The organism is Kitasatospora sp. NPDC034035 (genome assembly GCF_055575755.1).
Genome location: NZ_JBVISA010000003.1, coordinates 321,521 through 347,996, shown reverse-complemented (window position 1 = coordinate 347,996; position 26,476 = coordinate 321,521). Strand labels below are relative to the sequence as shown.

The 26,476-nt window shown below is 71.5% G+C and carries 20 protein-coding genes; 10 read left to right on the top strand and 10 right to left on the bottom strand.

From position 1 onward, the window contains the following. Window positions 1-94: 94 nt before the first annotated feature. The 3 genes from ACZ52J_RS06480 to ACZ52J_RS06470 all read right to left on the bottom strand — a co-directional run bounded on the left by ACZ52J_RS06480 (window position 95) and on the right by ACZ52J_RS06470 (window position 4,555). The gene (locus ACZ52J_RS06480) at window positions 95-1,156 is read right to left on the bottom strand and encodes a BMP family lipoprotein (RefSeq protein WP_465616280.1); all 1,062 of its coding nucleotides are present in this window, start codon (window positions 1,154-1,156) and stop codon (window positions 95-97) included. 280 nt (window positions 1,157-1,436) lie between these two features. Next, a complete protein-coding gene (locus ACZ52J_RS06475) occupies window positions 1,437-2,702 on the bottom strand; it encodes an amidohydrolase (protein ID WP_465616278.1) in 1,266 nt (421 codons plus the stop codon). A 227-nt stretch (window positions 2,703-2,929) separates the two neighbouring features. Beyond that, a complete protein-coding gene (locus tag ACZ52J_RS06470; protein WP_360495231.1) occupies window positions 2,930-4,555 on the bottom strand; it encodes an acyl-CoA mutase large subunit family protein in 1,626 nt (541 codons plus the stop codon). Window positions 4,556-4,675: 120 nt separating this feature from the next. Between ACZ52J_RS06470 and ACZ52J_RS06465 the strand changes: the two genes are divergently transcribed. From ACZ52J_RS06465 to ACZ52J_RS06435, 7 genes are all read left to right on the top strand, one after another. After that, window positions 4,676-5,416: an SDR family oxidoreductase gene (locus tag ACZ52J_RS06465; RefSeq protein ID WP_360495229.1), complete on the top strand. Its 741-nt coding sequence runs from the start codon at window positions 4,676-4,678 to the stop codon at window positions 5,414-5,416. 91 nt (window positions 5,417-5,507) lie between these two features. Next, entirely contained in the window at window positions 5,508-7,157 is a 1,650-nt protein-coding gene (locus tag ACZ52J_RS06460; protein ID WP_465616276.1) for an alpha/beta hydrolase, read from the top strand. Window positions 7,158-7,491: 334 nt separating this feature from the next. Next, complete coding sequence (locus ACZ52J_RS06455; RefSeq protein WP_465616274.1) at window positions 7,492-7,977, top strand: 2-oxo-4-hydroxy-4-carboxy-5-ureidoimidazoline decarboxylase; 486 nt, start codon at window positions 7,492-7,494, stop codon at window positions 7,975-7,977. 309 nt (window positions 7,978-8,286) lie between these two features. Next, on the top strand, window positions 8,287-8,667 hold the full coding sequence (sdhC, locus tag ACZ52J_RS06450) for a succinate dehydrogenase, cytochrome b556 subunit (protein ID WP_189916136.1): 381 nt from the start codon (window positions 8,287-8,289) through the stop codon (window positions 8,665-8,667). 8 nt (window positions 8,668-8,675) lie between these two features. Next, entirely contained in the window at window positions 8,676-9,167 is a 492-nt protein-coding gene (gene sdhD / locus ACZ52J_RS06445) for a succinate dehydrogenase, hydrophobic membrane anchor protein (RefSeq protein ID WP_360495220.1), read from the top strand. A 51-nt stretch (window positions 9,168-9,218) separates the two neighbouring features. Next, window positions 9,219-10,961, top strand: a complete 1,743-nt coding sequence (sdhA, locus tag ACZ52J_RS06440) for a succinate dehydrogenase flavoprotein subunit (protein WP_360495217.1) — start codon at window positions 9,219-9,221, stop codon at window positions 10,959-10,961. Continuing rightward, a complete protein-coding gene (locus ACZ52J_RS06435; RefSeq protein WP_360495214.1) occupies window positions 10,961-11,734 on the top strand; it encodes a succinate dehydrogenase iron-sulfur subunit in 774 nt (257 codons plus the stop codon). Before sdhA ends, ACZ52J_RS06435 begins: the two co-directional genes overlap by 1 nt. A gap of 102 nt (window positions 11,735-11,836) precedes the next feature. Here the strand turns inward: ACZ52J_RS06435 and ACZ52J_RS06430 are convergent, their stop codons facing one another. Continuing rightward, complete coding sequence (locus ACZ52J_RS06430) at window positions 11,837-12,094, bottom strand: SCO4848 family membrane protein (protein ID WP_030059128.1); 258 nt, start codon at window positions 12,092-12,094, stop codon at window positions 11,837-11,839. 141 nt (window positions 12,095-12,235) lie between these two features. Between ACZ52J_RS06430 and ACZ52J_RS06425 the strand changes: the two genes are divergently transcribed. Beyond that, the gene (locus tag ACZ52J_RS06425; protein ID WP_465616270.1) at window positions 12,236-13,441 is read left to right on the top strand and encodes a D-alanyl-D-alanine carboxypeptidase family protein; all 1,206 of its coding nucleotides are present in this window, start codon (window positions 12,236-12,238) and stop codon (window positions 13,439-13,441) included. A gap of 27 nt (window positions 13,442-13,468) precedes the next feature. Here the strand turns inward: ACZ52J_RS06425 and ACZ52J_RS06420 are convergent, their stop codons facing one another. Next, the gene (locus ACZ52J_RS06420; RefSeq protein ID WP_465616268.1) at window positions 13,469-14,473 is read right to left on the bottom strand and encodes a YihY/virulence factor BrkB family protein; all 1,005 of its coding nucleotides are present in this window, start codon (window positions 14,471-14,473) and stop codon (window positions 13,469-13,471) included. 67 nt (window positions 14,474-14,540) lie between these two features. Beyond that, entirely contained in the window at window positions 14,541-15,539 is a 999-nt protein-coding gene (locus tag ACZ52J_RS06415) for a glycosyltransferase family 2 protein (RefSeq protein ID WP_465616266.1), read from the bottom strand. A gap of 134 nt (window positions 15,540-15,673) precedes the next feature. Here ACZ52J_RS06415 and ACZ52J_RS06410 point away from each other — a divergent pair, with 134 nt between their 5' ends. Together ACZ52J_RS06410 and ACZ52J_RS06405 are read left to right on the top strand one after the other, a co-directional pair. Continuing rightward, a complete protein-coding gene (locus tag ACZ52J_RS06410) occupies window positions 15,674-19,246 on the top strand; it encodes a bifunctional glycosyltransferase/CDP-glycerol:glycerophosphate glycerophosphotransferase (protein WP_465616264.1) in 3,573 nt (1,190 codons plus the stop codon). 216 nt (window positions 19,247-19,462) lie between these two features. Further along, window positions 19,463-21,973 carry a CDP-glycerol glycerophosphotransferase family protein gene (locus ACZ52J_RS06405; protein WP_465616262.1) on the top strand — a complete coding sequence of 837 codons (2,511 nt, stop codon included), beginning with the start codon at window positions 19,463-19,465 and terminating at the stop codon, window positions 21,971-21,973. A 181-nt stretch (window positions 21,974-22,154) separates the two neighbouring features. Here the strand turns inward: ACZ52J_RS06405 and ACZ52J_RS06400 are convergent, their stop codons facing one another. From ACZ52J_RS06400 to ACZ52J_RS06385, 4 genes are all read right to left on the bottom strand, one after another. Next, complete coding sequence (locus ACZ52J_RS06400; RefSeq protein ID WP_465616260.1) at window positions 22,155-22,643, bottom strand: 2'-5' RNA ligase family protein; 489 nt, start codon at window positions 22,641-22,643, stop codon at window positions 22,155-22,157. Between the two features lie 116 nt (window positions 22,644-22,759). Further along, window positions 22,760-23,800: a tryptophan--tRNA ligase gene (trpS, locus tag ACZ52J_RS06395; RefSeq protein ID WP_360495196.1), complete on the bottom strand. Its 1,041-nt coding sequence runs from the start codon at window positions 23,798-23,800 to the stop codon at window positions 22,760-22,762. A 30-nt stretch (window positions 23,801-23,830) separates the two neighbouring features. Next, window positions 23,831-25,156 carry a hemolysin family protein gene (locus ACZ52J_RS06390; protein ID WP_360495193.1) on the bottom strand — a complete coding sequence of 442 codons (1,326 nt, stop codon included), beginning with the start codon at window positions 25,154-25,156 and terminating at the stop codon, window positions 23,831-23,833. 111 nt (window positions 25,157-25,267) lie between these two features. Then, a complete protein-coding gene (locus tag ACZ52J_RS06385) occupies window positions 25,268-26,260 on the bottom strand; it encodes a malate dehydrogenase (RefSeq protein WP_465616257.1) in 993 nt (330 codons plus the stop codon). Between the last annotated feature and the right edge of the window lie 216 nt (window positions 26,261-26,476).

Genomic DNA, 26,476 nt, shown 5'->3' with positions numbered 1-26,476 from the left:
TTGAGCGCACCCTGCCGGGCCCCTCCCGTGAACTGTGTCGATCATCGCGCTGCCGGGCAGGCGGCAGGCGCTGTCGCGTCCGAGACGCGCGGCCTTACTTGGCCGGCGCGGTCGGGATGGTGGTGGCGCCGCTCTTGATGGCGTCGGCGGCGGCCTTCAGCTTGTCCTGGATGTCGTCGATCTTGCCACCGGTGGTGGCGAGGGAGACACCGTCGGCCTTCAGGTCGAAGAGCTTGATCCCGGTGAAGGCGTTGCCCTTCTTGACCGAGTCGATGTACGCGTAGACCGCGTTGTCGACGTTCTTGACCATCGAGGTCATGATGCTGTTCTTGTACTTCGCCAGGGCCGGCTGGGCGGCCTGGTCGGAGTCGACACCGATGGCCAGGGCGCCCTGCTTGTTGGCGACGGCCTCGATGGCGCCGTTGCCGGAGGAGCCGGCGGCGGAGTAGATGATGTCCGCGCCCTTGTCGAGCTGGCCCTGCGCGGCTTCCTTGCCCTTGTCGGGCGAGTTGAAGCCGGTGAAGTCCGGGGGCGTGGTCAGGTAGGTGGTCTCGATCACGATGTTCGGGTCGACGGACTTGGCACCCGCCTCGTAACCGGCCTGGAACTTCTTGATCAGCTCGGACTGCACACCACCGATGAAACCGATGTGGTGGGCCTTCGACTTGTTGGCGGCGGCGACACCGGCCAGGTACGAACCCTCCTGCTCGGCGAAGAGCAGCGAGGTGACGTTGGACGGCTGGTCCTTGTCGTTCGAGTCGATGATCGCGAACTTCACGTTCGGGTTGTCCTTGGCGATCTTGTTGACCGCCGGCTGGTAGACGAAGCCGACCGCGATGATGGTCTTGTAGCCGGCGTCGACCAGGTTCTTGAGGCGGGTCTCCTTGTCGGCCTCGGCCTCACCGGTCTTGGCCTCGGCCTCGGTGACGGAGGCACCCAGGTCGGCCTTGGCCTTGTCGAGACCGCGGGCGGCGGAGTCGTTGAACGACTGGTCGCCGCGGCCGCCGATGTCGTAGGCCATGCCGACCTTGAGCGAACCGTCGCCCGAGGCGGAAGAAGAGGTGCTGTCGGTGCTCTTTGCGCCGCAAGCGGCGAGCGAGGCCATGCCCAGGGAACCCGAGAGCACAACCGCGGCGAGCTTCATTGAACGGCGCAAGGGAGTTTCTCCTTCTGACACGCAACCGTTTGGCGTGGTCGGACGCCACCGTAACGCGCGTAGAACACGGTTGTGTTACGGGGTGCCAGAGCATTCGGGTTGTTATCAAACCGTGGTCTGACGCCCGCCCCGAGACTCTTTCCTCCTCCACGGACGGTGATCCGAGATTGGTTCGGCCCAGTTTACGGAACCGTTCCCGAACCCCGGATCCCGACGATCCGCCCACGTGTCGGCCACCCGGCCCGCGGAGGCGGCCCCAGTCGCGCGCTCAGCTGCTCCCTCAGCCGTTCCCTCGGTCGCCGTCCGCCTCCAGCGCCAGCGCCACGAACAGCTCGGCACCGATGCCGATCGCCCGCTCGTCCACGTCGAACCGGCCCTGGTGCAGGTCACGGACGGTGGTGTCACCGGGGGCTCGGACGCCCAGCCGGGCCAGCGCGCCCGGGGCGTGCTCCAGGTACCAGGAGAAGTCCTCGCCCCCCAGACTCTGCTCGGTGCCCTCGACCACCACAGAACCCTCGCGCCCGAATCGCGCGTGCATCACCTCGTCCAGCTGCGCGACCGAGACCGCCTCGTTGACCACCGGCGGCACCCCGCGGTGGTAGTCCAGCGTCCACTTGGCCCGGTAGGTCTCGGCGAGCTTGGCGATCAGCTCGTGCAGCAGGTCCGGCGCCTCGCGCCAGCCGTCCAGCTCCAGGCAGCGGACGGTGCCCTCCAGTTCGGCGTGCTGCGGGATGACGTTGGGCGCGGAGCCGGAGGCGATCCGGCCCCAGACCAGACTGACGCCCCAGCGCGGGTCCATCCGGCGGGCCAGCGCGCCGGGCAGGTCGGCGGCCATCCGGGCCACCGCGGTCACCAGGTCGGTGGTCAGGTGCGGGCGGGCGGTGTGCCCGCCGGGGCCGTCCAGGTGCAGCACCAGGCGGTCGCAGGCCGAGGTGATCGCCCCCGTGCGCAGGGCGATCCGGCCGACCTCCACCTTCGGGTCGCAGTGCACCGCGAAGATCCGGCCGACGCCGTCCATCCCGCCGGCCTTGATCACGTCCAACGCGCCCCCCGGCATGACCTCCTCGGCCGGCTGGAAGATCAGCCGGACCGGTCGGCGCAGCTCACCGGTGCGGGCGGCCTCGGCCAGCACCAGGCCGGCGCCGAGCAGCACCGAGGTGTGCACGTCGTGGCCGCAGGCGTGGGCCCGGCCGGGGACGGTCGAGCGGTACGGCACGTCGGTCTTGGCGTCGTCGATCGGCAGCGCGTCGATGTCGGCGCGGAAGGCCAGGAACTCGGCGCCCGGGGCGATGCCGGCCGGGACGATGTCGACGAGCAGGCCGGTGCCGCCGGGCAGCACCCGGGGTTCGAGGCCGGCCGCCACCAGCCGGTCGCGCAGCAGCCCGGTGGTACGGAACTCCTGTCGACCCAGTTCCGGATGCCGGTGCAGATCACGGCGGAAGGCGATCAGCTCGGGCTCCAGCGCCCTGACCCGGTCGCGCAGTTCGACAGCGGGGCGTGCGGCGGCGAGAGTGGCGCCCGGCTGAGCGGGCTCAGGACGGTTCATCTCCCCAAGCGTAGGCCTGTTGGGGGGTTTTGGCCCGACTTCCGGAAAATTAGTCCCCAGATGGGCGCATACCGGCCGGACAGGTGGGTATGACATCTCGTTTCAGCCGCCTTCCCCGGGTTGCTTGCCCTGTGCAACGATCACACCGGCCGGTGGTCACGGCCGCCACGTCCTGAACGGCGACCGGCCGTTGACGGCCGTTCAGGCGAATCCCGGAACCGCGGATCTCAGAAGCGCTCCACCGGGGCGTACGTCCCCCACACCTCGCGCAGCGCGTCGCACACCTCGCCGACGGTGGCCCGGGCGGCCAGCGCCTCCTTCATCGGGTACAGCACGTTGTCCGGCCCCTCGGCGGTGCGGCGCAGCGCGTCCAGGGCCCGGGTGACGGCGCCGGCCGAGCGGTCGGCCCGCAGCCGGGCCAGCCGGCCGGCCTGCTGCCGTTCGATCGCCGGGTCCACCCGCAGCGGCTGGTACGGCTCCTCCGTGTCCATCCGGAAGCGGTTGACGCCGACCACGGTCCGCTCGCCGGAGTCGGTCTCCTGCTGGACGCGGTAGGCGGTGCGTTCGATCTCGCCCTTCTGGAAGCCCTGCTCGATCGCGGCCACCGCACCGCCCCGGTCCTCGATCCGGGCCATCAGCGCCAGCGCGGCGGCCTCCACCTCGTCGGTGAGCGACTCGACGGCGTACGACCCGGCGAACGGGTCGACGGTGGCGGTCACGTCACTCTCGTGGGCGAGCACCTGCTGGGTGCGCAGGGCGAGTCGGGCGGCCTTCTCGGTGGGCAGCGCGATCGCCTCGTCGTAGCTGTTCGTGTGCAGCGACTGGGTGCCGCCGAGCACCGCGGCGAGCGCCTGCACGGTGACCCGGGCCAGGTTGACCTCGGGTTGCTGGGCGGTGAGCTGCACCCCGGCGGTCTGGGTGTGGAAGCGCAGCATCTGCGAGCGCGGGTCCTGCGCGCCGAACTCCTCGCGCATGACTCTGGCCCACATCCGGCGCGCGGCACGGAACTTGGCCACTTCCTCCAGAAGGGTCGTCCGGGCCACGAAGAAGAACGAGAGCCGGGGCGCGAAGTCGTCCACGGCCATCCCGGCGGCGATCGCGGTCCGGACGTAGGCGATGCCGTTGGCCAGGGTGAAGGCGATCTCCTGCGCGGGGTCGGCCCCGGCCTCGGCCATGTGGTAGCCGGAGATGGAGATGGTGTTCCAGCGCGGGATCTCGGCCCGGCAGTACCGGAACACGTCGGCGACCAGCCGCAGCGAGGGCTGTGGCGGGAAGATGTACGTGCCGCGGGCGATGTACTCCTTCAGCACGTCGTTCTGGACGGTGCCGGTGAGCGCCGACGGCGCCACGCCCTGGGCCTCGCCCACCAGTCGGTAGAGGAGCAGGAGCAGGGCGGCGGGCGCGTTGATGGTCATCGAGGTGGAGACCTCGCCGAGCGGGATGCCGTCGAACAGCACCGCCATGTCCTCGACGCTGTCCACCGCCACGCCCACCTTGCCGACCTCCCCGGCCGCGAGCGGGGCGTCCGAGTCGTAGCCCATCTGGGTGGGCAGGTCGAAGGCGACCGACAGGCCGGTGCCGCCGCCCGCGATCAGCTGCCGGTAGCGGGCGTTGGACTCGGCGGCGGTGCCGAAGCCCGCGTACTGGCGCATCGTCCAGGGCCGGCCGGTGTACATGGTCGGGTAGACGCCCCGGGTGTACGGGTACTCCCCGGGGCGGCCCAGGCGGGTCGCGGGGTCCCAGCCGGCCAGTGCCTCGGGGCCGTACAGCGGCTCGATCGGGAGGCCTGATTCGGAAAGCCGGGCTGGTTCCGGGGCGCGGCCCGACTCGGCGCGGCGCGGATCGGCTGCCATGGGTCCCTCCAGGGGATCGGCGGGCACGGGTCCTCGCAATGTAGGACGCGGGCGGTCGGCCGGGGCGCCGACGCGGTTGAGATGATCGGGTGAACGACCGATGAGCCCCAGGGAGTGGCAATGACCGAGCAGAAGGTGGCCGTGGTCACCGGTGCCAGCAGTGGAATCGGCGCGGCGACCGCCCGCCGGCTGGCGGCCGAGGGCTTCGACGTGGTGGTGACCGCCCGCCGCACCGAGCGGATCGAGGCGCTGGCCAAGGAGATCGGCGGCCGGGCGTACCCGCTGGACGTCACCGACCGGGCCGCCGTGGACGCCTTCGCGGCCGAGGTCGGCCGGGTGGACGTCCTGGTGAACAACGCCGGCGGCGCGATCGGCGCCGAGACCGTCGAGCACGGCGACCCGGCCGACTGGCGGGCCATGTACGAGGTGAACGTGCTCGGCGTGCTGCACATGACGCAGGCGCTGCTGCCGGCCCTGCGGGCCACCGGCGACGGCACGGTGCTGGTGCTCTCCTCGACCGCCGCGCTGACCGCGTACGAGGGCGGCGGCGGGTACGTCGCCGCCAAGCACGCCGCGCACACCATCGCGGCCACGCTGCGGCTTGAGCTGTGCGGAGAGCCGATCCGGGTGATCGAGATCGCGCCCGGCATGGTGAAGTCCGAGGGCTTCGCGATCACCCGCTTCCGCGGCGACGAGGAGAAGGCGGCCGCGGTGTACGCGGGCGTGGCCGAGCCGCTGACCTCGGAGGACGTCGCGGACACCGTGGCCTGGACGGTCACCCGGCCCTCGCACGTGAACATCGACCTGCTGGTGGTCCGCCCCCGGGCGCAGGCCGCCAACCACAAGGTCCACCGGGGCTGACCGGGCCGGGCGGGCGCCCGGAGGCGACCGATCGACTCGGCACGGGAGGGCCATGATCGAACGCGTCACCACCCAGTGGTACACACGTGCGATGAGAACCTTCCGGGCCGCCCGCCCACGAGTCCTGCTGACCGCCGTGGCGGCAGGCACCCTCCTCCTCACCACCGCCTGCGACGACACCGCCAAGCCGGCCCAGGACAAGGCCGCCGGCACCTCCGCGCCCGCCGCCGCCTCGGGCACGGCCACCCCGGCGCCGACCGCCAAGGCCACCGGTGAGGCCGACCCGGCCCTCAAGCCCTTCTACGGCCAGCAGATCACCTGGGCGGACTGCCCGGCCGACCCCCAGGCCGAGAAGGCCAAGATCGACACCTCCGGGATGAAGTGCGGCAAGCTGCACGTCCCGCTCGACTACGCCAACCCCGCCACCGACGCGATCGACCTCGCGCTGATCAAGTACCCGGCCGCCAAGCCGGACCAGCGGATCGGCTCGCTGATGGTCAACCCGGGCGGCCCCGGCGGCTCCGGCGTCGAGATGGTCGAGTACGGCGCCAAGGACTTCGTCGGCGCCCTGCACAACCGCTTCGACGTGATCGGCTTCGACCCCCGCGGCACCGGCGGCAGCTCGCCGGTCGTCTGCTACGACGACAAGCAGCACGACGCCGTCAACCAGCTGGACGAGCCGCTGGACCCGGCCGAGCGCAAGGCCGCGCAGATCAAGCAGTCCACCGACCACGCCGCCGCCTGCCAGGCCAAGTCCGGCAAGCTGCTGCCCTTCGTCGGCACCCGCAACACCGCCCGCGACCTGGACGTGCTGCGCGGCGTCGTCGGCGACCGGAAGCTCAACTACCTGGGCATCTCCTACGGCACCTACCTCGGCGCGCTCTACGCCGAGGAGTTCCCGCAGAACACCGGCCGACTGATCCTGGACGGCGCCGTCGACCCGGCCGAGGACAGCCTGGACCACGGCGTCGACCAGCAGGTCGGCTTCGAGAAGTCCTTCGAGCGCTTCGCCGCCGACTGCGTCGAGAACCACGCCGCCGAGTGCCCGCTCGGCAAGGACCGGAACGCGGCCGCCAAGAAGGCCGCCGACTTCCTGGACAGCCTGCACGACAGCCCGCTGACCGCCAAGGACGGCCGCAAGCTCGGCCGCGACCTGGCCTGGACCGGCACCATCCAGATGCTCTACGGCGACGAGAAGACCTCCTGGCAGTACCTGCGGGCCGGCCTGGGCATGGCGATGACGATGAAGCGCGGGGACCTGCTGCTGGCCTTCGCCGACGAGTACGACGGCCGCGACGAGAAGGGCCACTACAGCCCCATGGAGGAGGCCAACGCCGCGATCGGCTGCGCCGACACCGCCCGCCCCGCGCCCACCCCCGAACACGCCAGGGCCGCGGTGGACCGGCTGCTCGCCGAGGCGCCGCTGCTGTCCAAGGGCGTCACGGTGGACGACTACAGCGAGCCCGGCTGCGCCTACTGGCCGTTCAAGACCCAGGAGAAGCCGCACACCGTCCGGGCCGAGGGCAGCGCCCCGATCCTGGTGGTCGGCTCCACCGGGGACCCGGCCACCCCGTACGCCTCGGCCGAGTCCCTGGCCAAGGGCTTCGCCAACGCCACCCTGCTCACCCGGGTCGGCGAGGGCCACGGCGCCTTCGGCAAGGGCAACACCTGCATCGACCGGGCCATGGAGGCCTACCTGACCGAGGGCACCATGCCGGCCGCGGGCACCCGCTGCACCTGAGCCCGCACCTGAGCCCGCACCTTGGCCCGGGCGGCCCGGCAGGCCGTGCGATTAGCAGATGAACGCGGGGAGGGCGCTGACGCGAAGGTGTCAACGTCACAACTTGATAGCTCGTCCGGATGAATTCGGCGCGCGCCCTCCCCAACTGATGACGCCTCAACTACCTTTGAGACGCTGCCCCACCGGCGCCGAGCGCCTCTCCGCAGCCCCATACTTCATCTGCTTCACCACCCCTGCTTCACCGGCACCTTCCCGCCCTCACGAGGAGGACCCGCTGGCCAGCGACATCCCGTCACAGCGGCTCGACGTCAGAACAGAGCCGACCCTCCTCGGGTTGCACCGCTTCAACGAGGCCGACGCCGGCGCCGCCGAGGAGGCCCTCCTGGCCTGCTGCGGCAGCCGCCGCTGGGCCCTGCGGCTCACCGCACACCGGCCGTACCCCGACATAGAGTCCCTGCTGGCCGCCGCCAGCGAGGCCTCCTACGACCTCCGCCCGGCCGACCTCGCCGAGGCGCTGGCGGACGAGAGCTGGATGCCGCAGCCGCTGCTCGGCATGCGGGCTCCCGGCAGCCAGGCCGCGCACACCGCGCTGCGGGCGGCGCACGCCGCGTACGAGGCCCGGTTCGGCCACGTCTTCGTGGTCTGCCTGGAGAGCGTCGCCCCGGAGGAGATGCTCGACACCGTGCTCTCCTCCATCCGCATCCGACTGGCCAACGACCCGGACGAGGAGCGGCTGATCGCGGCGGACGAGCTCCGCCGGATCGCCCTGACCCGGCTGGAACACCTGGTCGCCACCCATTCGGAGGCCGGAGCGCACTGAGCCGCCCCCCGCCCGCCGCACATCCGGGGGGCGAAACCGCCCGTACGGGTGAATTGCGAATGAAGCCTGACCGCCGCGCCCCGCACCCTCATGTGCGGGGCGCGACCATGTCGCCACTCGGAGTGGCGAACTCCGCCCCGGTTCCCGCCCCACTAGGCCAGAAGTGCCTGATTGATCACACCTGGGGCCCCCGGAGGCGGCACGGGAGAAGGCGTCGATAGGATGCTCGCGGCCGGTGGACCGTACCCGGCCGGGCTGACCGACACCGAAGCCGGCCGAGCCCCCAATCCGCTTCCGGAGGGTTTTTCCGTGCCGGCTGGAACGCTGTACCGCGGCCGGGAAGGCATGTGGAGCTGGGTGGCTCATCGAGTCACCGGCGTCCTCATCTTCTTCTTCCTGTTCGCCCACGTCCTGGACACCGCCCTCGTGCGAGTGTCGCCGGAGTCCTACGACACCGTCATTCAGACGTACAAGACTCCCCTCGTGAACCTGATGGAGTACGGCCTGGTGGCCGCCATCCTGTTCCACGCCCTGAACGGCCTGCGCGTCGTCGCGGTCGACTTCTGGTCCAAGGGCCCGAAGTACCAGAAGCAGATGCTCTGGACCGTGGTCGGAGTCTGGGTGCTCCTGATGGCCGGCTCCTTCTACGGGATCCTGCAGCACACGCTGATCTCCTGGTTCGGGAAGTGAGCTGACACATGTCCACGGAAATCTCCGACGCCATCGTCGTCCCCTCCAAGCAGGCGCACACCGGCAAGGGCCTCGGCACCGGCAACCCCGCCGACGCCTTCGTCATCGAGCCGCCGCGCCAGCGGACCAAGAAGACCCCGCGCCGCACCCGCACCAACTTCGAGATGCTGGCCTGGCTCTTCATGCGCCTGTCCGGTGTCGTCCTGGTCGCCCTGATCCTCGGCCACCTGATCATCATGCTGATGCTCGACGGTGGCGTCTCCAAGATCGGCTTCGCCTTCGTGGCCGGCCGCTGGGCCTCGCCGTTCTGGCAGGGCTGGGACCTCCTGATGCTCTGGCTCGCCATGCTGCACGGCGCCAACGGCATGCGTCAGGTCATCAACGACTACGCCGAGAAGGACTCGACCCGGCTCTGGCTCAAGGGACTCATGGGTACCGCCACGGTCTTCACCGTGCTGCTGGGCACCCTGGTGATCTTCACCTTCGACCCCAACATCTGAGCCGCGAGCACCATCGACCATCGGCAGAGGCCAGAGGCGAGTTAACCCCCCATGCAGATTCACCAGTACGACACCGTCATCGTCGGCGCCGGCGGCGCCGGCATGCGCGCGGCCATCGAGTCCACGCAGCGCAGCCGCACCGCCGTCCTGACCAAGCTCTACCCGACCCGGTCCCACACCGGCGCGGCCCAGGGCGGCATGTGCGCCGCCCTCGCCAACGTCGAAGAGGACAACTGGGAGTGGCACACCTTCGACACGGTCAAGGGCGGTGACTACCTGGTCGACCAGGACGCCGCCGAGATCATGTGCAAGGAGGCCATCGACGCCGTCCTCGACCTGGAGAAGATGGGCCTGCCCTTCTCCCGCACCGAGCAGGGCCGCATCGACCAGCGCCGCTTCGGCGGTCACTCCCGCAACCACGGCGAGGCCCCGGTCCGCCGCTCGTGCTACGCGGCCGACCGCACCGGCCACATGATCCTCCAGACGCTGTTCCAGAACTGCGTCAAGCACGGCGTCGAGTTCTTCAACGAGTTCTACGTCCTCGACCTGCTGATCAACGAGGGCAGGACGGCCGGCGTCGTCGCCTACGAGCTGGCCACCGGCGAGATCCACGTCTTCCAGGCCAAGTCGGTCGTGTTCGCCTCCGGCGGCACCGGCAAGTTCTTCAAGGTCTCCTCCAACGCCCACACCCTCACCGGTGACGGCCAGGCCCTGGTGTACCGCCGCGGCCTGCCGCTGGAGGACATGGAGTTCTTCCAGTTCCACCCGACGGGCATCTGGCGCATGGGCATCCTGCTCACCGAGGGCGCCCGCGGCGAGGGCGGCATCCTGCGCAACAAGGACGGCGAGCGCTTCATGGAGCGCTACGCCCCCGTCATGAAGGACCTCGCGTCCCGTGACGTCTGCTCCCGCGCGATCTACACCGAGATCCGCGAAGGCCGCGGCTGCGGTCCGGACGGCGACCACGTCTACCTGGACCTCACCCACCTGCCGCCGGAGCAGCTCGACGCCAAGCTCCCCGACATCACCGAGTTCGCGCGCACCTACCTCGGCATCGAGCCCTACACGGACCCGATCCCGATCCAGCCCACCGCGCACTACGCCATGGGCGGCATCCCGACCAACGTCGAGGGTGAGGTCCTGCGCAACAACACCGACGTCGTCCCCGGCCTGTACGCGGCCGGCGAGGTCGCCTGCGTGTCCGTGCACGGCGCCAACCGCCTGGGCACCAACTCGCTGCTGGACATCAACGTGTTCGGCAAGCGCGCGGGCATCGCCGCCGCCGACTACGCGCAGACCGTGGACTACACCGAGCTGCCCGAGAACCCGGCCGAGAAGGTCCAGGCCCTGGTCGACGGCCTCCGCGAGTCCACCGGCACCGAGTCCGTCGCGCAGATCCGCAAGGAGCTGCAGGAGACCATGGACGCCAACGCCATGGTCTACCGCACCGGCGCCACCCTGAAGCAGGCCGTCGAGGACATCGCCGCACTGCGCGAGCGCTACAAGCACGTCGCCATCCAGGACAAGGGCTTCCGCTACAACACGGACCTGCTGGAGGCCGTCGAGCTGGGCAACCTGCTCGACCTGGCCGAGGTGCTCGCCGTCTCCGCGCTCGCCCGCGAGGAGTCCCGCGGCGGCCACTACCGCGAGGACTTCCCGACCCGTGACGACGTGAAGTTCATGCAGCACACCATGGCGTACCAGGAGGTGGCCGCCGACGGCACCACCTCCATCCGCCTCGACTACAAGCCGGTCGTCACGACCCGCTACCAGCCGATGGAGCGTAAGTACTGATGAGCACTCCGACTGTGGAGAAGCACTCGGCCGCTCTGGACGCGGTCGAGGCGGGCGGTGTCCAGCTGATCACCGTCACCTTCCGGATCCGCCGGTTCAACCCGGAGGAGCACCCGGACCCGGTGTGGGTCGACTACCAGCTCACCATGGACCCGAAGGAGCGCGTCCTGGACGCGCTCAACAAGATCAAGTGGGAGCAGGACGGCACCCTCACCTACCGCCGTTCCTGCGCGCACGGCATCTGCGGCTCCGACGCCATGCGGATCAACGGCCGCAACCGGCTCGCGTGCAAGACCCTGATCAAGGACGTCGACCCGGAGAAGCCGATCACGATCGAGGCCATCAAGGGCCTCACGGTCCTCAAGGACCTCGTCGTGGACATGGACCCGTTCTTCCAGGCGTACAAGGACGTCATGCCGTTCCTCATCACCAAGGGGAACGAGCCGACCCGCGAGCGCCTGCAGTCCGCCGAGGACCGCGAGCGCTTCGACGACACCACCAAGTGCATCCTGTGCGCCGCGTGCACGTCGTCCTGCCCCGTGTTCTGGAACGACGGCCAGTACTTCGGCCCGGCCGCCATCGTCAACGCGCACCGCTTCATCTTCGACTCGCGCGACGAGGGTGCCGAGCAGCGCCTGGAGATCCTCAACGACCGCGAAGGCGTGTGGCGTTGCCGCACCACCTTCAACTGCTCCGAGGCCTGCCCGCGCGGCATCGAGGTCACCAAGGCGATCCAGGAAGTGAAGCGGGCGCTGGTCACCCGCCGCTTCTGACCCCCGCCTGAAACCGCGAAGGCCCCCGCCCGATCCCCGGATCGGACGGGGGCCTTCGCGTTCCCCTAACGCAGCGCGCCGAGGTCGGTCGCGCGCGGGATCTCAGTCGGTGGCCGGGGTGCGGCGGGTGGCGCGGAGGCCGCGGAGGCCGATGGTGCCGACGGCGATGCCGAGGGCGAACGAGGTGACGGCGAGGAGGAGGTGGACCCAGAAGAAGGCGGTGGGCTGGGAGTGGTCGCCGTTGGTGAAGGCCTGGCCGCCGGAGTCCTTCCACAGGTTCTTGACGAAGGTGGTCCAGATGATGATCGACCAGACCCCGAAGGCGGTCAGGAACCAGGAGGTGCGGCGGCTGAGCTTCATGGGTGGTCCTCGACGGGGGTGTGAAGGTGGTGTGCGTCCCCAGTATGCGCGGGCCGCCGATCGGCGTACGGCGGGCCCCTCCTGCGGAGGACGGGCCCGGAGTGGCGGACGCCCGGGGTCGGGAATGGGTACGGTCTGCTGGTGCCCACACCCCCTCACACGTTCGCGCGTCTGTGCGCCGCGGTCACCGCGGCCCTCCCGGTCCTCCTCGTCGCCCCGGTGGCGGTCGCGGCCCCGCAGCAGCCGCCACCGTCGGCCGCGGTCGGCGGCGAGCGGCTGGGGAACCCCGGGGTGCAGGTCGCCCCGCTGGCGGGCGCCCCCGCGCTGCCGGGCGACCTCACCGGCCAGTCCTGGATAGTCTCCGACGCGATGTCAGGCGAGGTGCTGGCGTCCTACAATCCGCACCTCAAGCTGCCTCCGGCGAGCACCCTGAAGATCCTCTTCGCGGACACCGTGCTGCCCAAGTTCGACCGCAACGCGGTGCACAAGGTCGCCGACGAGGAGATCCAGGGGATCGGCGCCGGCAGCAGCCTGGTCGGCATCAAGGAGAACCTGGAGTACCGGGTCGAGGACCTGTGGCGCGGGGTGTTCCTGAGTTCGGGCAACGACGCGGTGCACGTCCTGTCGCACATGAACGGCGGCGTCCAGCAGACCGTCGCGGAGATGCAGGCGCGCGCCGAGGCGCTGCAGGCGAAGGACACCAGGGTGGTCTCCCCGGACGGTTACGACATGGACGGCCAGGTCTCCTCGGCGTACGACCTGTCGCTGTTCGCCCGGGCCGGCCTGCGCAACGCGGACTTCCGGAGCTACTGCGCCACCCGGGACGCGATGTTCCCGGGCGCCGTGGACAAGAACACCGGCCAGCGCGGCAGCTTCGGGATCGCCAACACCGACCGGCTGCTGGGCAAGTACCCGGGGCTGATCGGGGTGAAGAACGGCACCACCACCAACGCCGGCTCGACCTTCGTCGGGGCGGCCGAGCGTGACGGGCGCACCCTGCTGGTGACGGTGATGCACCCGGCGAGCTACCAGAAGGTGTACGACGAGACGGCCGCCCTGCTGGACTGGGGCTTCGCCGCGGCGGGCAAGGTCCAGCCGGTCGGCAAGCTGGTCGACGAGGTCCCGCCGGGTGGCGCCGAGCCGACGGGCCAGGCCGGCGGCACGGCCGGTGCGCCCGCGCCGCCGCCGCACCCCTCCCCCGCCGCCACCGGGCCCGCCACCGCGGGCGCGCCCGCGGCTGCCGGGGATGACGGGCTCGGCCTCGTCGGCTGGTCGGCCGTCGTGCTGGCCGGGGTCGGGGTCGGGTACGGCGCGCTGGTCCTGCGGCGGCGCCGCTCCGCCGGCTGACCGCCCGTCGAGCGAGCGGGCCCGGTCTCAGTCCTGGGACCGGGCCTTGCCGTTCTCGGCGTGCGCCTTGCCGTTCTCCGCGTGTGCCTCGGCCTTCTCCGGGCGCGCCGCGGCCTTCTCGGCCTGCGCCTCCGCCTCGTCGGCGGCCTCCAGCAGGGCCCGTCCGTGCGCCCTGGTCCGTTCCCGGGCGGCCGCCGGGTCGGCCATCGCGGTCCAGGCGACGCAGTACATCAGCAGCCGGCAGACGAAGTTGATCCACAGCAGCAGCGCGACCGGCGTGGCGAAGGCCCCGTACAGGCTCCGCCCGGCGACCGAGCCCAGGTAGGAGGCGAGCAGGAGCTTCAGCAGTTCGAAGCCGACCGCGCCGATCAGCGCGCCCTGCAGGAGGTCCCGGCGGCGCTGGCCGGTGATTCCGGGGAACGGCGCCAGCAGGTAGGCGAACAGGAGGGTGTCGCACCCTATGGCGATCAGGACGCCGACGCCGGTCAGCAGGTAACCGCTGCCCAGGCCGATCGCGCCGGCGATCCGCCCGGCCAGGGTCGTCCCGGCGGCGGAGGCGGCGAGGGAGAACAGCGACACCAGGCCGAGGCCGCCCAGCACCACGACGTCCCAGGCCTTGCGCAGCACCGGGTTGCTTTCCTCGTCGGGGAGCTGCCACAGGTCCCGGATCGAGGTGCGCATGGTGTCCACCCAGCCGAGGCCGGAGACCAGCAGCAGCGCCCCGCCGACCACCCCGACCGCGCCCGCGCTGGCCACCAGGGACGGCAGGTTGAGCGCGTCCGAGAGGCCCGGCAGCTGGTCGGAGATGCGGGTCTGCAGGTCGTGCACCCGGCTGTCGCTGAGCGTCGCGACGGCGACCGCCAGGCCCACGGTGAGCAGCGGGAAGAGGGCCAGGAAGCCGAAGAAGGTCACGGCGCCGGCCAGCCGGTTGCCGCGGGCGGCGGAGAAGTACTCGTACACCCGGTACGGGCGGCTGCGCAGCACCCGGGCGACGAGCGGGCCGATGGCCGGAAGGCGAGTCAGGAAGTCCACCCGACCGGTTATACCGGCCCGTCCCCCGAATGGCCCTCAGGCGCGGGCCCGAATCAGGCTGACCTGCCTACCGCTTGACGAGGCGGCGGGCCTTCGCCACGGCGCGGACGGCCTGGTAGGCGCCGTAGCGGCCGTGGCTGAGGAGCTCGGTGCGTACGCCGTCCACGCCGGCCGGCGGGCGGTAGCCGGCGGGGCGCAGCCGGGTGCAGTGCGCGGCGGCGCGGCGGAAGTACTCGCGGCGGTCGCCGGGCGGGACCCGGCCGGGCTTGGAGACCACGGTGTTGAGGTGGTGCAGCATCCGGCCGTAGACGACCGGGCGCCAGTGGTCCAGGTCGGGGCGGCGGTCGAGGAAGGCGAAGACCAGGTCGTACTGGGCGAAGACGTCGAAGTGCTTGCGGCTCGCGGTGGCCAGGATGTTGCCGCCCTCCTGGCGCTGGCGGTAGTGCACGCCGATCCGGTCGAGGAGGGTGATCCGGCTCGCGGCGAGCAGCGCCGGGTACGTCCAGGGGGTGTCCTCGTAGTAGCCGGCGGGGAAGACCAGCTGCTGCTCGGTGATGAAGTCGCGGCGGTAGGCCTTGTTCCAGACGACCTGGAGGAGGTCGAGCAGGTCGGGGCGGGCGGCGAGGTCGAAGACGTCCGGGGAGGCGGCGCCGAAGACGTGGGCGGAGGCGGCCCGGGTGGTCCGGCCGTCGACGTAGGTGCGGGCGTAGTCGTAGACGAGGACGTCCGGGTCGCCGGTGGCGGCGAGCCGCTCGTCGATGGCCTTGAGCAGGCCGGGGGTGAGGGTGTCGTCGCTGTCGAGGAAGATCACGTAGTCCCCGCCGGCGACGTCCAGGCCGGCGTTGCGGGCCCGGCCGAGGCCGACGTTCTCCGGCAGGTGCAGCACCCGGACCCGGGGGTCGGCGGCGGCGGCCTCGTCCAGCATCGTGCCGCAGGCGTCCGGGGAGCGGTCGTCCACCGCGATCAGTTCGAGGTCCGGGCCGTCCTGGCCGAGCACCGAGTCGAGGCACTCGGCGAGGTAGTCCTGGACCTTGTACACGGGGACGACAACGCTGAAGCGGGGCACGGGCCCAGCGTAGTGGCCCCCGGGGAGGGCCCTGGCCCAGAGGTAGGATCGGGTCGCACGTACGCACCGATCAAAGTGCGGTCAGGCCCCCACCGGGCTGCCACGCTCCTTCCCCAGAAAGGCCTGCGTAGCCGATGGCTCCCCGCCTCTCCATCGTCGTTCCGATCTACAACGTCGAGCGTTATCTCGTCGAGTGCCTCGACTCGATCGCCGCCCAGACCTTCACGGACTTCGAGTGCGTCATGGTCGACGACGGTTCGAAGGACGACAGCGCGGCCCTCGCCGAGGCGTACGCGGCCAAGGACTCGCGCTTCCGGCTGGTCCGCCAGGTGAACAAGGGCCTCGGCGCGGCCCGCAACACCGGCATCCGGCACATCGACCCGGACTCCGAGTTCCTGTGCTTCGTGGACAGTGACGACTCGATGCCGCCGAGCGCGTACGAGCTGATGATCAACACGCTGGAGGAGACCGGCTCGGACTTCTGCACCGGCAACGTGCTGCGCTTCCGCGCCGTGGGCTACTACCAGTCCGGCGGCCACGTGAAGCCGTTCAAGGAGACCAAGCTCAAAACCCACATCACCGAGGTCCCGGCGCTGGTCACCGACCGCACCGCGTGGAACAAGGTGTACCGGCGCTCCTTCTTCGACGCCGCGGGCATCCTGTACCCCGAGGGCATCCTGTACGAGGACGCCCCGGTCAGCGTCCCGCACCACTACCTGGCCAAGAGCGTGGACGTGCTCTCCGAGCCGATCTACCACTGGCGCGAGCGCGAGGTCGGCGAGATGTCGATCACGCAGATGCGCACCAACCCGAAGGGCCTGATCGACCGCGTGGCCTCGGTCGAGCTGGTCCGCGAGTGGCTGAAGAAGCAGACCGAGCCGCGCTTCGCCCAGTACCTGCGCTCCTACGACGAGAACACCCTCGTCGAGGAGATCCCGATGTTCTTCTGGTCCGTCGTGGACGGCGACAAGGAGTACCGGGACGCCTACGTGCAGAACGTCAGCCGGCTGCTCCGGGCGATCGGCCCCGAGCAGGTCCGCAAGCTGCGCGCGCCGCTGCGGCTGAAGTTCCACCTGACCCTGGCGGGCCGGGTGGACGAGCTGGTCGAGCAGATCAAGTACGAGGGCGAGAGCGGCGGCGGTGTCCAGGCCCGCGGTCTGCTGCGCCCGTACGCCGACTACCCGTTCCTGCGCGGCGGGCGCAAGAGCGTGCCGTCCGGCGTGCTCAAGCTGGACAACTCGCTGGTCATGCGCAGCCGGCTGTACGAGAGCGCCTGGGTGGGCGGGAAGCTGCAGCTGACCGGGCACGCGTACCCGGAGCAGCTGGGCGCGGCCAACAAGCACGACATGGTCCGCACCCTGGTGCTGCGCGAGACCAAGGGCCGCCGGGTGATCGCGGTGCCGATGAAGACCACGTACAGCCCCGAGGCCACCGCGAGCTGCAACCACGACCTGTACAGCTGCGACTGGTCCGGCTTCTCCGTCTCCCTCGACCCGAAGAAGCTCAAGCACCGCGGCCAGTGGAAGGACGGGCACTGGCGCTTCCTGGTGGCCGGCGCGGGCAAGGGCGGGGTGTACAAGGGCCGGATCTCGGCCGGCTGGAGCGACACCGCGCAGTACATCCCCTCGCACTGGGTCGAGCCGGACGTGCGGATCATGCCGTGGGTCCGGGACAGCTTCGTCTACCTGCGGGTCGAGACGGTGAAGGCCCGGGTGACCGGCCTGGCCGCGCACGCCGGCCGGGTGGAGGTCTCGGGCGCGGCCCGCTCCGGCCCGAGCTTCGCCGGGGCCCGGCTGCAGCTCACCCACGTCGAGTCGGACCGCACCCTGGACGTCCCGCTGGAGCTGGACGCGCCGGTCGGCTCCCTGCAGCCCTTCACCGCGTCCTTCCAGGTCGCCGAGCTGACCGCCGTCCGCGAGGCCTGGGCCGAGCTGGACCCGGTGGCCGCCGAGCGCGCCCGCGACCGCTGGGACACCGCGCTGCTGCTGGCTGACGGCAGCGTCGTCCGGCTGGTCTGGGACGAGCGCAACGCGCCCGAGCAGCTGCACCTGCCGCTGAACCCGCAGGCCCCGGCCGGTCTGCGCCGGGCGCTGTACTCCAAGCCCTCCCCTAGCGGCTACCTGCAGTTCTCCGACCAGCTGCTGCAGCCGCTGGTGGACGAGGTGTCCTCGCGCGGCGCCGACGGCTTCCTGCTCAGCGGCTCGTTCCCGCTGCCCGGCGCGCACCTCTGGGAGCTGGTGGTCCGGCACAACTGGCGCGAGGAGGAGCACGTCTACCCGGTGGAGATCTCGGAGGGCCGGTTCCGCACCGCGCTGCCCGCCGTGCCGACGGCCTCGTTCGCCGGCCGGGTGCCGTTCGCCAAGGGCACCTGGGACGTCTACTTCCGCCAGGTCGGCGCGCCGGTCGAGAAGCTGACCGACGCCTCCGCGCAGGTCACCCCGGTCTGCTTCGCCGCCCTGCCGCTGGAGGTGGAGTCCCGCGGCAAGCGCATCGTGCTGGAGCGCCGCCACCACGACGGCCTGTCGCTGGAGGCGCACGCGGCGCTGCTGCCCGAGGAGCGGTCCGGCTACCGCCAGCGCCAGCTGCGCAGCGTCGACTACCCGGCCGCCCGCCGGCTGCCGGTGCGCGACACGGTGCTGTACAACGCCGGCAACGGCAGCATGTACGCCGACTCGCCGCGGGCGGTCCACGAGGAGCTGGTCCGCCGCGGTCTGGCGCTGGAGCACCTGTGGGGCAGCGACGACATGCAGGTCGAGCTGCCGCAGAGCGCGTCGGCGGTCCGGCTGTGGAGCCCGGAGTGGTTCGAGGCGCTGGCCACCGCCAAGTACATCGTCACCAGCACCCACCTGCCCGACTTCTTCGTCCGCCGCCCCGGCCAGGTCGTTCTGCAGACCTGGCAGGGCAGCCCGCTGAAGCAGGTCGGCTTCGACTTCGAGAAGGTCTGGTTCACCGACTCCAACTACCTCAAGTCCCTGGCCCGGGAGGTTCCGAACTGGAGCCTGCTGGTGGCCGGCAGCAGCTGGGCGGCCCCGGTGCTGCGGCGCGCCTTCGACTTCAAGGGCGAGATCCTGGAGAGCGGTGCGCCCCGGAACGACCTGCTGTTCGCGGCCGACCGGGACAAGACCGCCGAGCAGGTCCGGGAGCGGCTCGGCCTGCCCGAGGGCAAGAAGGTCGTGCTCTACGCGCCGACCTGGCGCGAGGACCGGCGCCGGCCGCAGGGCGGCTACCAGATCGACCTGCGGATCGACCTGGAGGCGGCGAAGGCCGCGCTCGGCGACGACCAGGTGCTGCTGGTGCGCCGGCACAACGTGATGTGCGGGCAGATCCCGGGTGCCGGCAACGGCTACATCTGGGACGTCGGCAGCTACCCCGACATGGCGGAGCTGCTGCTGATCGCCGACGTGCTGGTGACGGACTACTCGTCGAGCGTGTTCGACTTCGCGTCGACCGGCAAGCCGATGTTCTTCTTCACCCACGACCTGGAGCACTACCGGGACAACCTGCGCGGATTCAGCCTGGACTTCGAGGCGGAGGCGCCCGGCCCGCTGCTGGCCACCTCCGAGGAGCTGGTCTCCGCGCTCGGCCGGGTGGACGAGGTCGCGGCCGAGTTCGCGGACAAGGCCGCCGCGTTCCGTGAGGCGTACTGCGACCTGGACGACGGCAAGGCCGCCGCCCGGGTGGTCGACGCGATGCTCCGCAAGGAGTAGTCACCGCGAACGGTCCGAGAGGCGCCCGACACCACCGGTGTCGGGCGCCTCCGCATTTCCCGGAGCCCATATTCGACATTTTCTCGAACCCCTGAGTCATTTCCGCACCCATGTTCCAGGAAATGAATTCTCCGGGCAATTCGAAAAAGCGTGCAGTTGACCTTGGTGCCATTTCCGGATGGGATATGAATTTCCATTCCGAAGGGCCCCATTGCCATGCCTGTGCTCACACGGCTCGTCCTGCCGCACGCCGCTCCCCGTGTGACCACCGCCCGCCCCGCGGACGACGAGGACGTGGTGTTCGGGCTGCTGCGCGCCCGCTGGCACGGCCGCGGCCTGGAGCTCACCGGATTCGCCCGCCCCCAGGGACTGGACACCGGCCGCCCCGGCTCCGCCTGGACCTGGCTGACCCTGCGCCACGAGGACCAGGCCGAGCCCCCGCTGCACCTGCGCTCCACGCCCCGCAGGCTGCCCGAGATCACCGACGACAGCGCCCAGCCCGAGTACAACCACGACTGGTCCGGCTTCACCGTGCTGCTGGTGCCCGGCCGGCTGCGCCGCGAGGGCCGGTGGCTGCTCGGCGACTGGCAGATCGACACCACCCTCTTCACCCGCCCCCGCGCCGCCCGGGTGCGCCGCCAGTACGGCGCCCTCGCCCCGCACTGGTGCGGCTCCGGCGAATACCCGCCGGCCCGCTGGGTGGACCGCGACGTCCGCCTCCAGCCGTACTTCGAGGACGGCCGGCTACGGCTGCGGCTGGAGCGCCCGGCCGTACGGATCACCCGGGCCGCCCGCACCGCCGTCGACCTCGACCTGGGCGGCATCGCCGACTCCTGCCCCTCCGGCACCGTGCTGCGGCTGCGCCACCGGCAGAGCGACGCGGTGATCGAGCAGCCGCTCACCCGCGGCGGGAACACCTTCACCACCCGCCTGCCGTACCGGCCGTTCACCGCCGCAGGGCGCGGCAGCGGCGAACCGGAGCACTGGGACGCCGAACTGCTGCGGCCCGACGGCGGCACCGAGCAGCTCTGCCTCGACGAACGCGGCGGCCCGGTGGCCGGCCAGCACCCGCTGCCCGACGCCCCCGGCCGCGTGCTCTACCTCAAGCACCTCGCCGACGGGCGCCTCCAGGTCTGCGTCCAGCCCGCGGTCGGCCTGGTCGACCGGATCGCGGTACGGGCCGACGGCTTCGAACTGTGCGGCCACTGCCCGGACCCGGCCGCGGACCGGCTGGAACTGGTGCTGCGGCACTCCGGCACCGCGAGCGAGGTCCGCACCCCGGTCGAGACCGGCCCGGACGGCCGCTTCCTGGCCCGGGTGCCCGCCACCCGCACCGGCTCGGACGGCGCCGCGCTGCCGCTGCGCAAGGGCATCTGGGAGGCCGCGCTGGAGCCCGCCGACGGCTCCGGGCCGGGCCGCCCGCTGCTCGCCGCCCCCGCCGCGCTGCCCGCCGTCCCCGCCGCCACCACGGCCGGCGGCAAGCGGATCCTGCTGCAGCGCCGCTGGCACGACACCCTCCTGGTGGACTCCACCCCGGTGCTCGGCGCCGCCGAGCGCAGCGCCTGGACGCAGCACCGCCAGCGCGCCGAGCACTACCCGGCCGCCCGGCGCGAACCGCTGCGCGAGGCCGTGCTGTACGACGTGTTCGGCGGCCGCGGCTACGCCGACTCCCCGCGCGCGGTGCACGCCGAACTCGTGCGCCGCAGCACGCCGTTGGAGCACCTGTGGGTGGTCGACGACGCACAGGCCGAGGTGCCGGCCGGGATCACGCCGGTGCGGATCTGGAGCCCGGAGTGGTACCGGGCGCTGGCCACCTGCCGCTACCTGGTCGGCAACACGCACTTCCCGGACTTCCTGGAGCGCCGCCCCGGCCAGGTCGTCGTGCAGACCTGGCACGGCTCGCTGCTGAAGCGGATCGCCCACGACGTCGAGAACCCCTGGCTGGCCGACCACGGCTACCTGGAGGCACTCGACCGGGAGACCCCGCAGTGGAGCCTGCTGCTCTCCCCCAGCCCGTTCGCCACCCCGATCCTGCGGCGTGCCTTCCGCTACCGGGGCGAGGTGCTGGAGTCCGGCTACCCGCGCAACGACATGCTCGCCCGCCCGGACGGGCGGATCGCCGCGGCCGTCCGCCGCCGGCTCGGCGTCCCCGACGGCAAGCGGATCGTGCTGTACGCGCCGACCTGGCGCGAGGACCAGCGGCGCGGCGACGGCGACGGCTTCCGGCTCGACCTGCGGCTGGACCTCGACCACGCCCGGCGGCTGCTCGGCAAGGACCACGTGCTGCTGGTCCGCCCGCACACGCACGTGCGCGAACCCCTCCCGGGCGCGGGCGACGGCTTCCGGTACGACTGCGGGGACTACCCCGACCCGCAGGAACTGCTGCTGGTCGCGGACGTCCTGGTGACCGACTACTCGTCGATCATGTTTGACTTCGCGATCACCGGCCGCCCGATGTACTTCTTCACCTACGACCTGGAGCACTACCGCGACACCCTGCGCGGCTTCTACTTCGACTTCGAGTCGAACGCCCCGGGCCCGCTGGTGGCGACCTCCGCCGAACTGCTCGGCGCGCTGCGCGAACTCGCCGACAGCGGCGCCGGGTTACCGCCCGGCTGCGTCGAGCGCTACCGGCGCTTCCAGGCCGAGCACTGCGCACTGGACGACGGCGGCGCGGCCCGCCGGGTGGTCGACCGGATGCTCGCACCGCGGCCGGCCGGGGGATAGCCCGGCGCCGGTCGCGGGCCCCGGCCCAGCTGGTCGGTCGTGGACCCCGGCCCAGGAGGTCGGTCGTGGACCCCGGCCCAGGAGGTCGGTCGTGGACCCCGGCCCAGGAGGTCGGTCGTGGACCCCGACCCAGGAGGTCGGTCGTGGACCCCGGCCCAGGAGGTCGGTCGTGGACCCCGACTCAGGAGAAGGAGTAGCTCCGCCAGGGCCGCCAGACCTCGTCCGCGTCGAACCGGGAGAGGCCGAAGCCCGGCACCGGGAACGACGCCCGGAAGCCGCGCGCCTGCTCGTACGCCCGGTCCAGCACCTCGTCCGGCAGGCCGTGGGCGACCGTCACGTGCGGGTGGTACGGGAAGGCCAGCTCGCGGGCCAGTGGGCCGGAGCGGATGTCCGCCTCCAGCAGCCGGCACTCCTGCGCGCCCTCTTCGACCCGGACGTACACCACCGGGGAGACCGGGCGGAAGGTCCCGCCGCCGCGCAGCAGCATCCGGAACGGCCGGTGCGCGGCCGCCACCGCCGCCAGGTGCTCCTCGATCTTCGGCAGCAGTTCGGCCGGCACCTCGGTCGGCGGCAGCAGGGTGACGTGCGTCGGTATCGACCGGGCCAGCGGATCGCCGTGCCCGGCCCGGGCGTCCTGGATCGCCACGCCGTACGGATCCGGGACGCTCACGGACACGCCGATGGTGACGACCTCCCCGCCCTGGGCCGAAGAGCGCGCCGGATCCGGGCGCTCGGAGGCGAAGGGCGGGTCACGGTCGTCACCACCGGGCAGGCGTGTGACGGGAGTCACCGCTTGGCGGCCGGGAGGAAGCCGATCCGGTCGTACACCGTCTCCAGCGTCACCGACGCCACCTCGCGGGCCTTCTCGGCACCGATCGCCAGCACCCGGTCCAGCTCGGCCGGGTCGTCCAGGAAGGTGCGGGTGCGCTCCTGGAAGGGGGTGACCCACTCGGTGAACAGCTCGGCCAGCTCGGTCTTCAGGGCGCCGTACATCTTGCCCTCGAAGTGCGCGACCAGCTGGTCGACCGACTGGCCGCTGAGCGCGGAGTGGATGCGCAGCAGGTTGGAGACGCCCGGCTTCTCCTCCTCGTCGTAGGACACGACGGTGCCGGTGTCGGTGACGGCGCTCTTGATCTTCTTGGCGCTGGCCTTCGGGTCGTCCAGCAGGCCCACCAGGCCCTTGGGCGAGGAGGCCGACTTGCTCATCTTGACGGCCGGGTCCTGGAGGTCCTGGATCTTCGCCGTCTCCTTGAGGATGTACGGCTTCGGCACGGTGAAGGTCGGGCTGTAGCGGGTGTTGAAGCGCTCGGCGATGTCGCGGGTGATCTCGACGTGCTGGCGCTGGTCCTCGCCGACCGGGACGGCGTCCGCCTGGTAGAGCAGGATGTCCGCGATCTGGAGGATCGGGTAGGTGAACAGGCCGACCGTGGTGCTCTCGGAGCCGTACCGGGAGGACTTGTCCTTGAACTGGGTCATCCGCGAGGCCTCGCCGAAGCCGGTGAGGCAGTTCATCACCCAGGCGAGCTGCGCGTGTTCGGGCACGTGCGACTGGACGAAGAGCGTGCAGTGGTCCGGGTCCAGGCCCGCGCCGAGCAGCTGGGCGGCGGAGACCCGGGTGTTCTCGCGCAGCGTCGCCGGGTCCTGCGGCACCGTGATCGCGTGCAGGTCGACGACCATGTAGAAGGCGTCGTTGTCCTTCTGCAGGTCGACCCACTGGCGCACCGCGCCGAGGTAGTTGCCGAGGTGGAACGAGCCGGAGGTGGGCTGGATGCCGGAGAGTACCCGGGGACGGCCCTTGACCGGACCGGTGACCGCTGCGTTGACCATGCGGGCCATTGTTCCAGTTCCACCGGTCGCTCAGGAAACGTCCGCCCCTGGAGGTTCCACCAGTGTGACGGCACTCACCCTCACCCGGGCGATCCGCCGGCCCTCGACCTTGGCCACCGTCAGCAGCACCCCGCCGCCGCCCTCCAGCGGGATGCGCACGTGGTCGCCGTCCCGGGGCAGCCGGCCGAGCGAGGCGACCAGGCAGCCGGCCACCGTCTCGTACGGGCCCTCGGGCAGGGTGACGCCGGTCTCCTCGGCGAAGTCGCCGAGGTTGAGCAGGCCGTCCAGCTCCATGCCGCCGCCGGCCAGCCGACGGGTGGGGGCGGACTCCGGCCGGTCGTACTCGTCCCGGATCTCGCCGATGACCTCCTCGACCAGGTCCTCCAGGGTGACGATCCCCGCGGTGCCGCCGTACTCGTCCACCACGATGGCCAGGTGGTGGCCCTCGCGGCGCATCTCCCCCATCGCCTCCAGCACCCGCTTGGTGCCGGGCAGCAGCTTGACCGGGCGGGCCAGGTCGCGGACCTTGGCTGCCTGTTCACCGCGGGCGCCGTACAGATCGCGGACGTGCACGAAGCCGACCACCGCGTCGGCGCTGCCCTCGACCACCGGGTAGCGCGAGTGCGGCGAGGTGTCGGCCTGGTGCCGTACGGCGGCCAGCGGGCGCTCGGCGTCCAGGAAGGTCACCTCGGTGCGCGGGACCATCACCTCGCGCAGCTGGCGCTCCCCGGCGGAGAACACGTCGGCGATCAACGCCCGCTCGTCGCTGCCGAGTTCGGTGTTGGCGGCGACCAGGCCGCGCAGTTCCTCGGAGCTCATCGAGCCGCGCCCGGCCGCCGGGTCGCCGCCGAGCAGGCGGACCATCAGATTGGTGGAGTGGCCGAGCAGCCAGATCACCGGGCGCAGCACGACCGACATCACGTCCACCACCGGGGCGGCGATGACCGCGATGGACTCGGCGCGCTGCAGGCCGATCCGCTTGGGGGTCAGCTCGCCGAGCACCAGTGACGCGTAGCTGATCACCAGGGTGAGGCTGACCAGGGCGATCGCGTCGGCCACGCCCTCGGTCAGGCCCGCCCGGACGAACAGCGGCGCGACCTTGCCCGCCAGGGTGTCCGCGCCGAAGGCGGCGGACAGGAAGCCCATGCAGGTCACCCCGACCTGGACGGCGGCCAGGAAGCGGTTGGGGTCGGCAGCCAGGTGCGCGGCCCGGGCCGAGCGCCGGGTGCCAAGCGCCTCCAGCGTCCGGATCTGGCCCTCGCGCAGCGAGATCAGCGAGATCTCGGCGACGTTGAACAGCCCGCCCAGCAGGATGAAGACGAGGACGAGCGCGGCGTCCCCGAGGGTTTCGTTCACAGCGGGCCAGTGTAGGGCGGCCGGTGCGCGGAGGCGGGCCTCCGAGGCCGGACACGGCGGCGGCCCGCCGCCCCGGGGAGGGGTGACGGGCCGCCGGAGTGCTCAGCGGGCTCAGATGAGGCCCAGCTCCTGCACCGCGTCGCGCTCCTCGGTCAGCTCCTTGACCGAGGCGTCGATGCGGCCGCGCGAGAAGTCGGAGATCTCCAGGCCCTGGACGATCTCGAACTTGCCGTCCTTGGTGGTGACCGGGAAGGAGGAGATCAGGCCGGCCGGGACGCCGTAGGAGCCGTCGGAGACGACGCCCATGGAGGTCCAGTCGCCCTCGGCGGTGCCGTTGACCCAGGTGTACACGTGGTCGATCGCGGCGTTGGCGGCCGAGGCGGCCGAGGAGGCGCCACGGGCCTCGATGATGGCGGCGCCGCGCTTGGCGACGGTCGGGATGAAGTCCTTCTCCAGCCAGGCCTGGTCGCTGCCGACGGCCTCGAAGGCCGGCTTGCCGGCGACCTCGGCCTGGAAGATGTCCGGGTACTGGGTCGCGGAGTGGTTGCCCCAGATGGTGACGCGCTTGATGTCGGAGACCAGGGCGCCGGTCTTGGCGGACAGCTGGCCGACGGCGCGGTTGTGGTCCAGGCGGGTCATCGCGGTGAAGCGCTCGGCCGGGACGTCCGGGGCGTTGCGCTGGGCGATCAGGGCGTTGGTGTTGGCCGGGTTGCCGACGACCAGGACCTTGATGTCGTCCGCGGCGTGGGCGTTGATCGCCTTGCCCTGCGGGCCGAAGATGCCGCCGTTGGCCTGCAGCAGGTCGCCGCGCTCCATGCCGGCGGTGCGCGGACGGGCGCCGACCAGCAGCGCGACGTTGGCGCCGTCGAAGGCCACCTCAGGCTTGTCGGTGATCTCGATGTCGCGCAGCAGCGGGAAGGCGCAGTCGACGAGCTCCATGGCGGTGCCCTCGGCGGCCTTGAGGCCCTGCGGGATCTCGAGGAGGCGCAGGTTCACCGGCACGTCGGCACCGAGCAGGTGGCCCGAGGCGATGCGGAAGAGCAGCGCGTAGCCGATCTGGCCGGCCGCTCCGGTGATGGTGACGTTGACGGGGGTGCGAGTCATTTCTACCTTCTCCAGCAAATCGCCAGGTGCCCCAGGCACACCGGCGCACTGGAGCCGAGGATGGTCTCTCGACATCGAGAGACCGGCGTCAGGTTATCGCAAAGGGAAGCGTACGCCGCGTGCGCGGGCGTGGCTGATGCGTCACAGAAGCACCGCGGCCCCCGCCCGGCTCCCGAAGGACGGGGAGCCGGGCGGGGGCCGTTCGATCGGCGTGCG

Bases quoted from the DNA above. Each gene is read 5' to 3' on its own strand.
- ACZ52J_RS06475 (WP_465616278.1), bottom strand. From the start codon at position 2,702: ATGAACCGTCCTGAGCCCGCTCAGCCGGGCGCCACTCTCGCCGCCGCA.
- ACZ52J_RS06470 (WP_360495231.1), bottom strand. From the start codon at position 4,555: ATGGCAGCCGATCCGCGCCGCGCCGAGTCGGGCCGCGCCCCGGAACCA.
- ACZ52J_RS06465 (WP_360495229.1), top strand. From the start codon at position 4,676: ATGACCGAGCAGAAGGTGGCCGTGGTCACCGGTGCCAGCAGTGGAATC.
- ACZ52J_RS06460 (WP_465616276.1), top strand. From the start codon at position 5,508: ATGAGAACCTTCCGGGCCGCCCGCCCACGAGTCCTGCTGACCGCCGTG.
- sdhD (WP_360495220.1), top strand. From the start codon at position 8,676: ATGTCCACGGAAATCTCCGACGCCATCGTCGTCCCCTCCAAGCAGGCG.
- sdhA (WP_360495217.1), top strand. From the start codon at position 9,219: ATGCAGATTCACCAGTACGACACCGTCATCGTCGGCGCCGGCGGCGCC.
- ACZ52J_RS06435 (WP_360495214.1), top strand. From the start codon at position 10,961: ATGAGCACTCCGACTGTGGAGAAGCACTCGGCCGCTCTGGACGCGGTC.
- ACZ52J_RS06430 (WP_030059128.1), bottom strand. From the start codon at position 12,094: ATGAAGCTCAGCCGCCGCACCTCCTGGTTCCTGACCGCCTTCGGGGTC.
- ACZ52J_RS06410 (WP_465616264.1), top strand. From the start codon at position 15,674: ATGGCTCCCCGCCTCTCCATCGTCGTTCCGATCTACAACGTCGAGCGT.
- ACZ52J_RS06405 (WP_465616262.1), top strand. From the start codon at position 19,463: ATGCCTGTGCTCACACGGCTCGTCCTGCCGCACGCCGCTCCCCGTGTG.
- trpS (WP_360495196.1), bottom strand. From the start codon at position 23,800: ATGGTCAACGCAGCGGTCACCGGTCCGGTCAAGGGCCGTCCCCGGGTA.
- ACZ52J_RS06385 (WP_465616257.1), bottom strand. From the start codon at position 26,260: ATGACTCGCACCCCCGTCAACGTCACCATCACCGGAGCGGCCGGCCAG.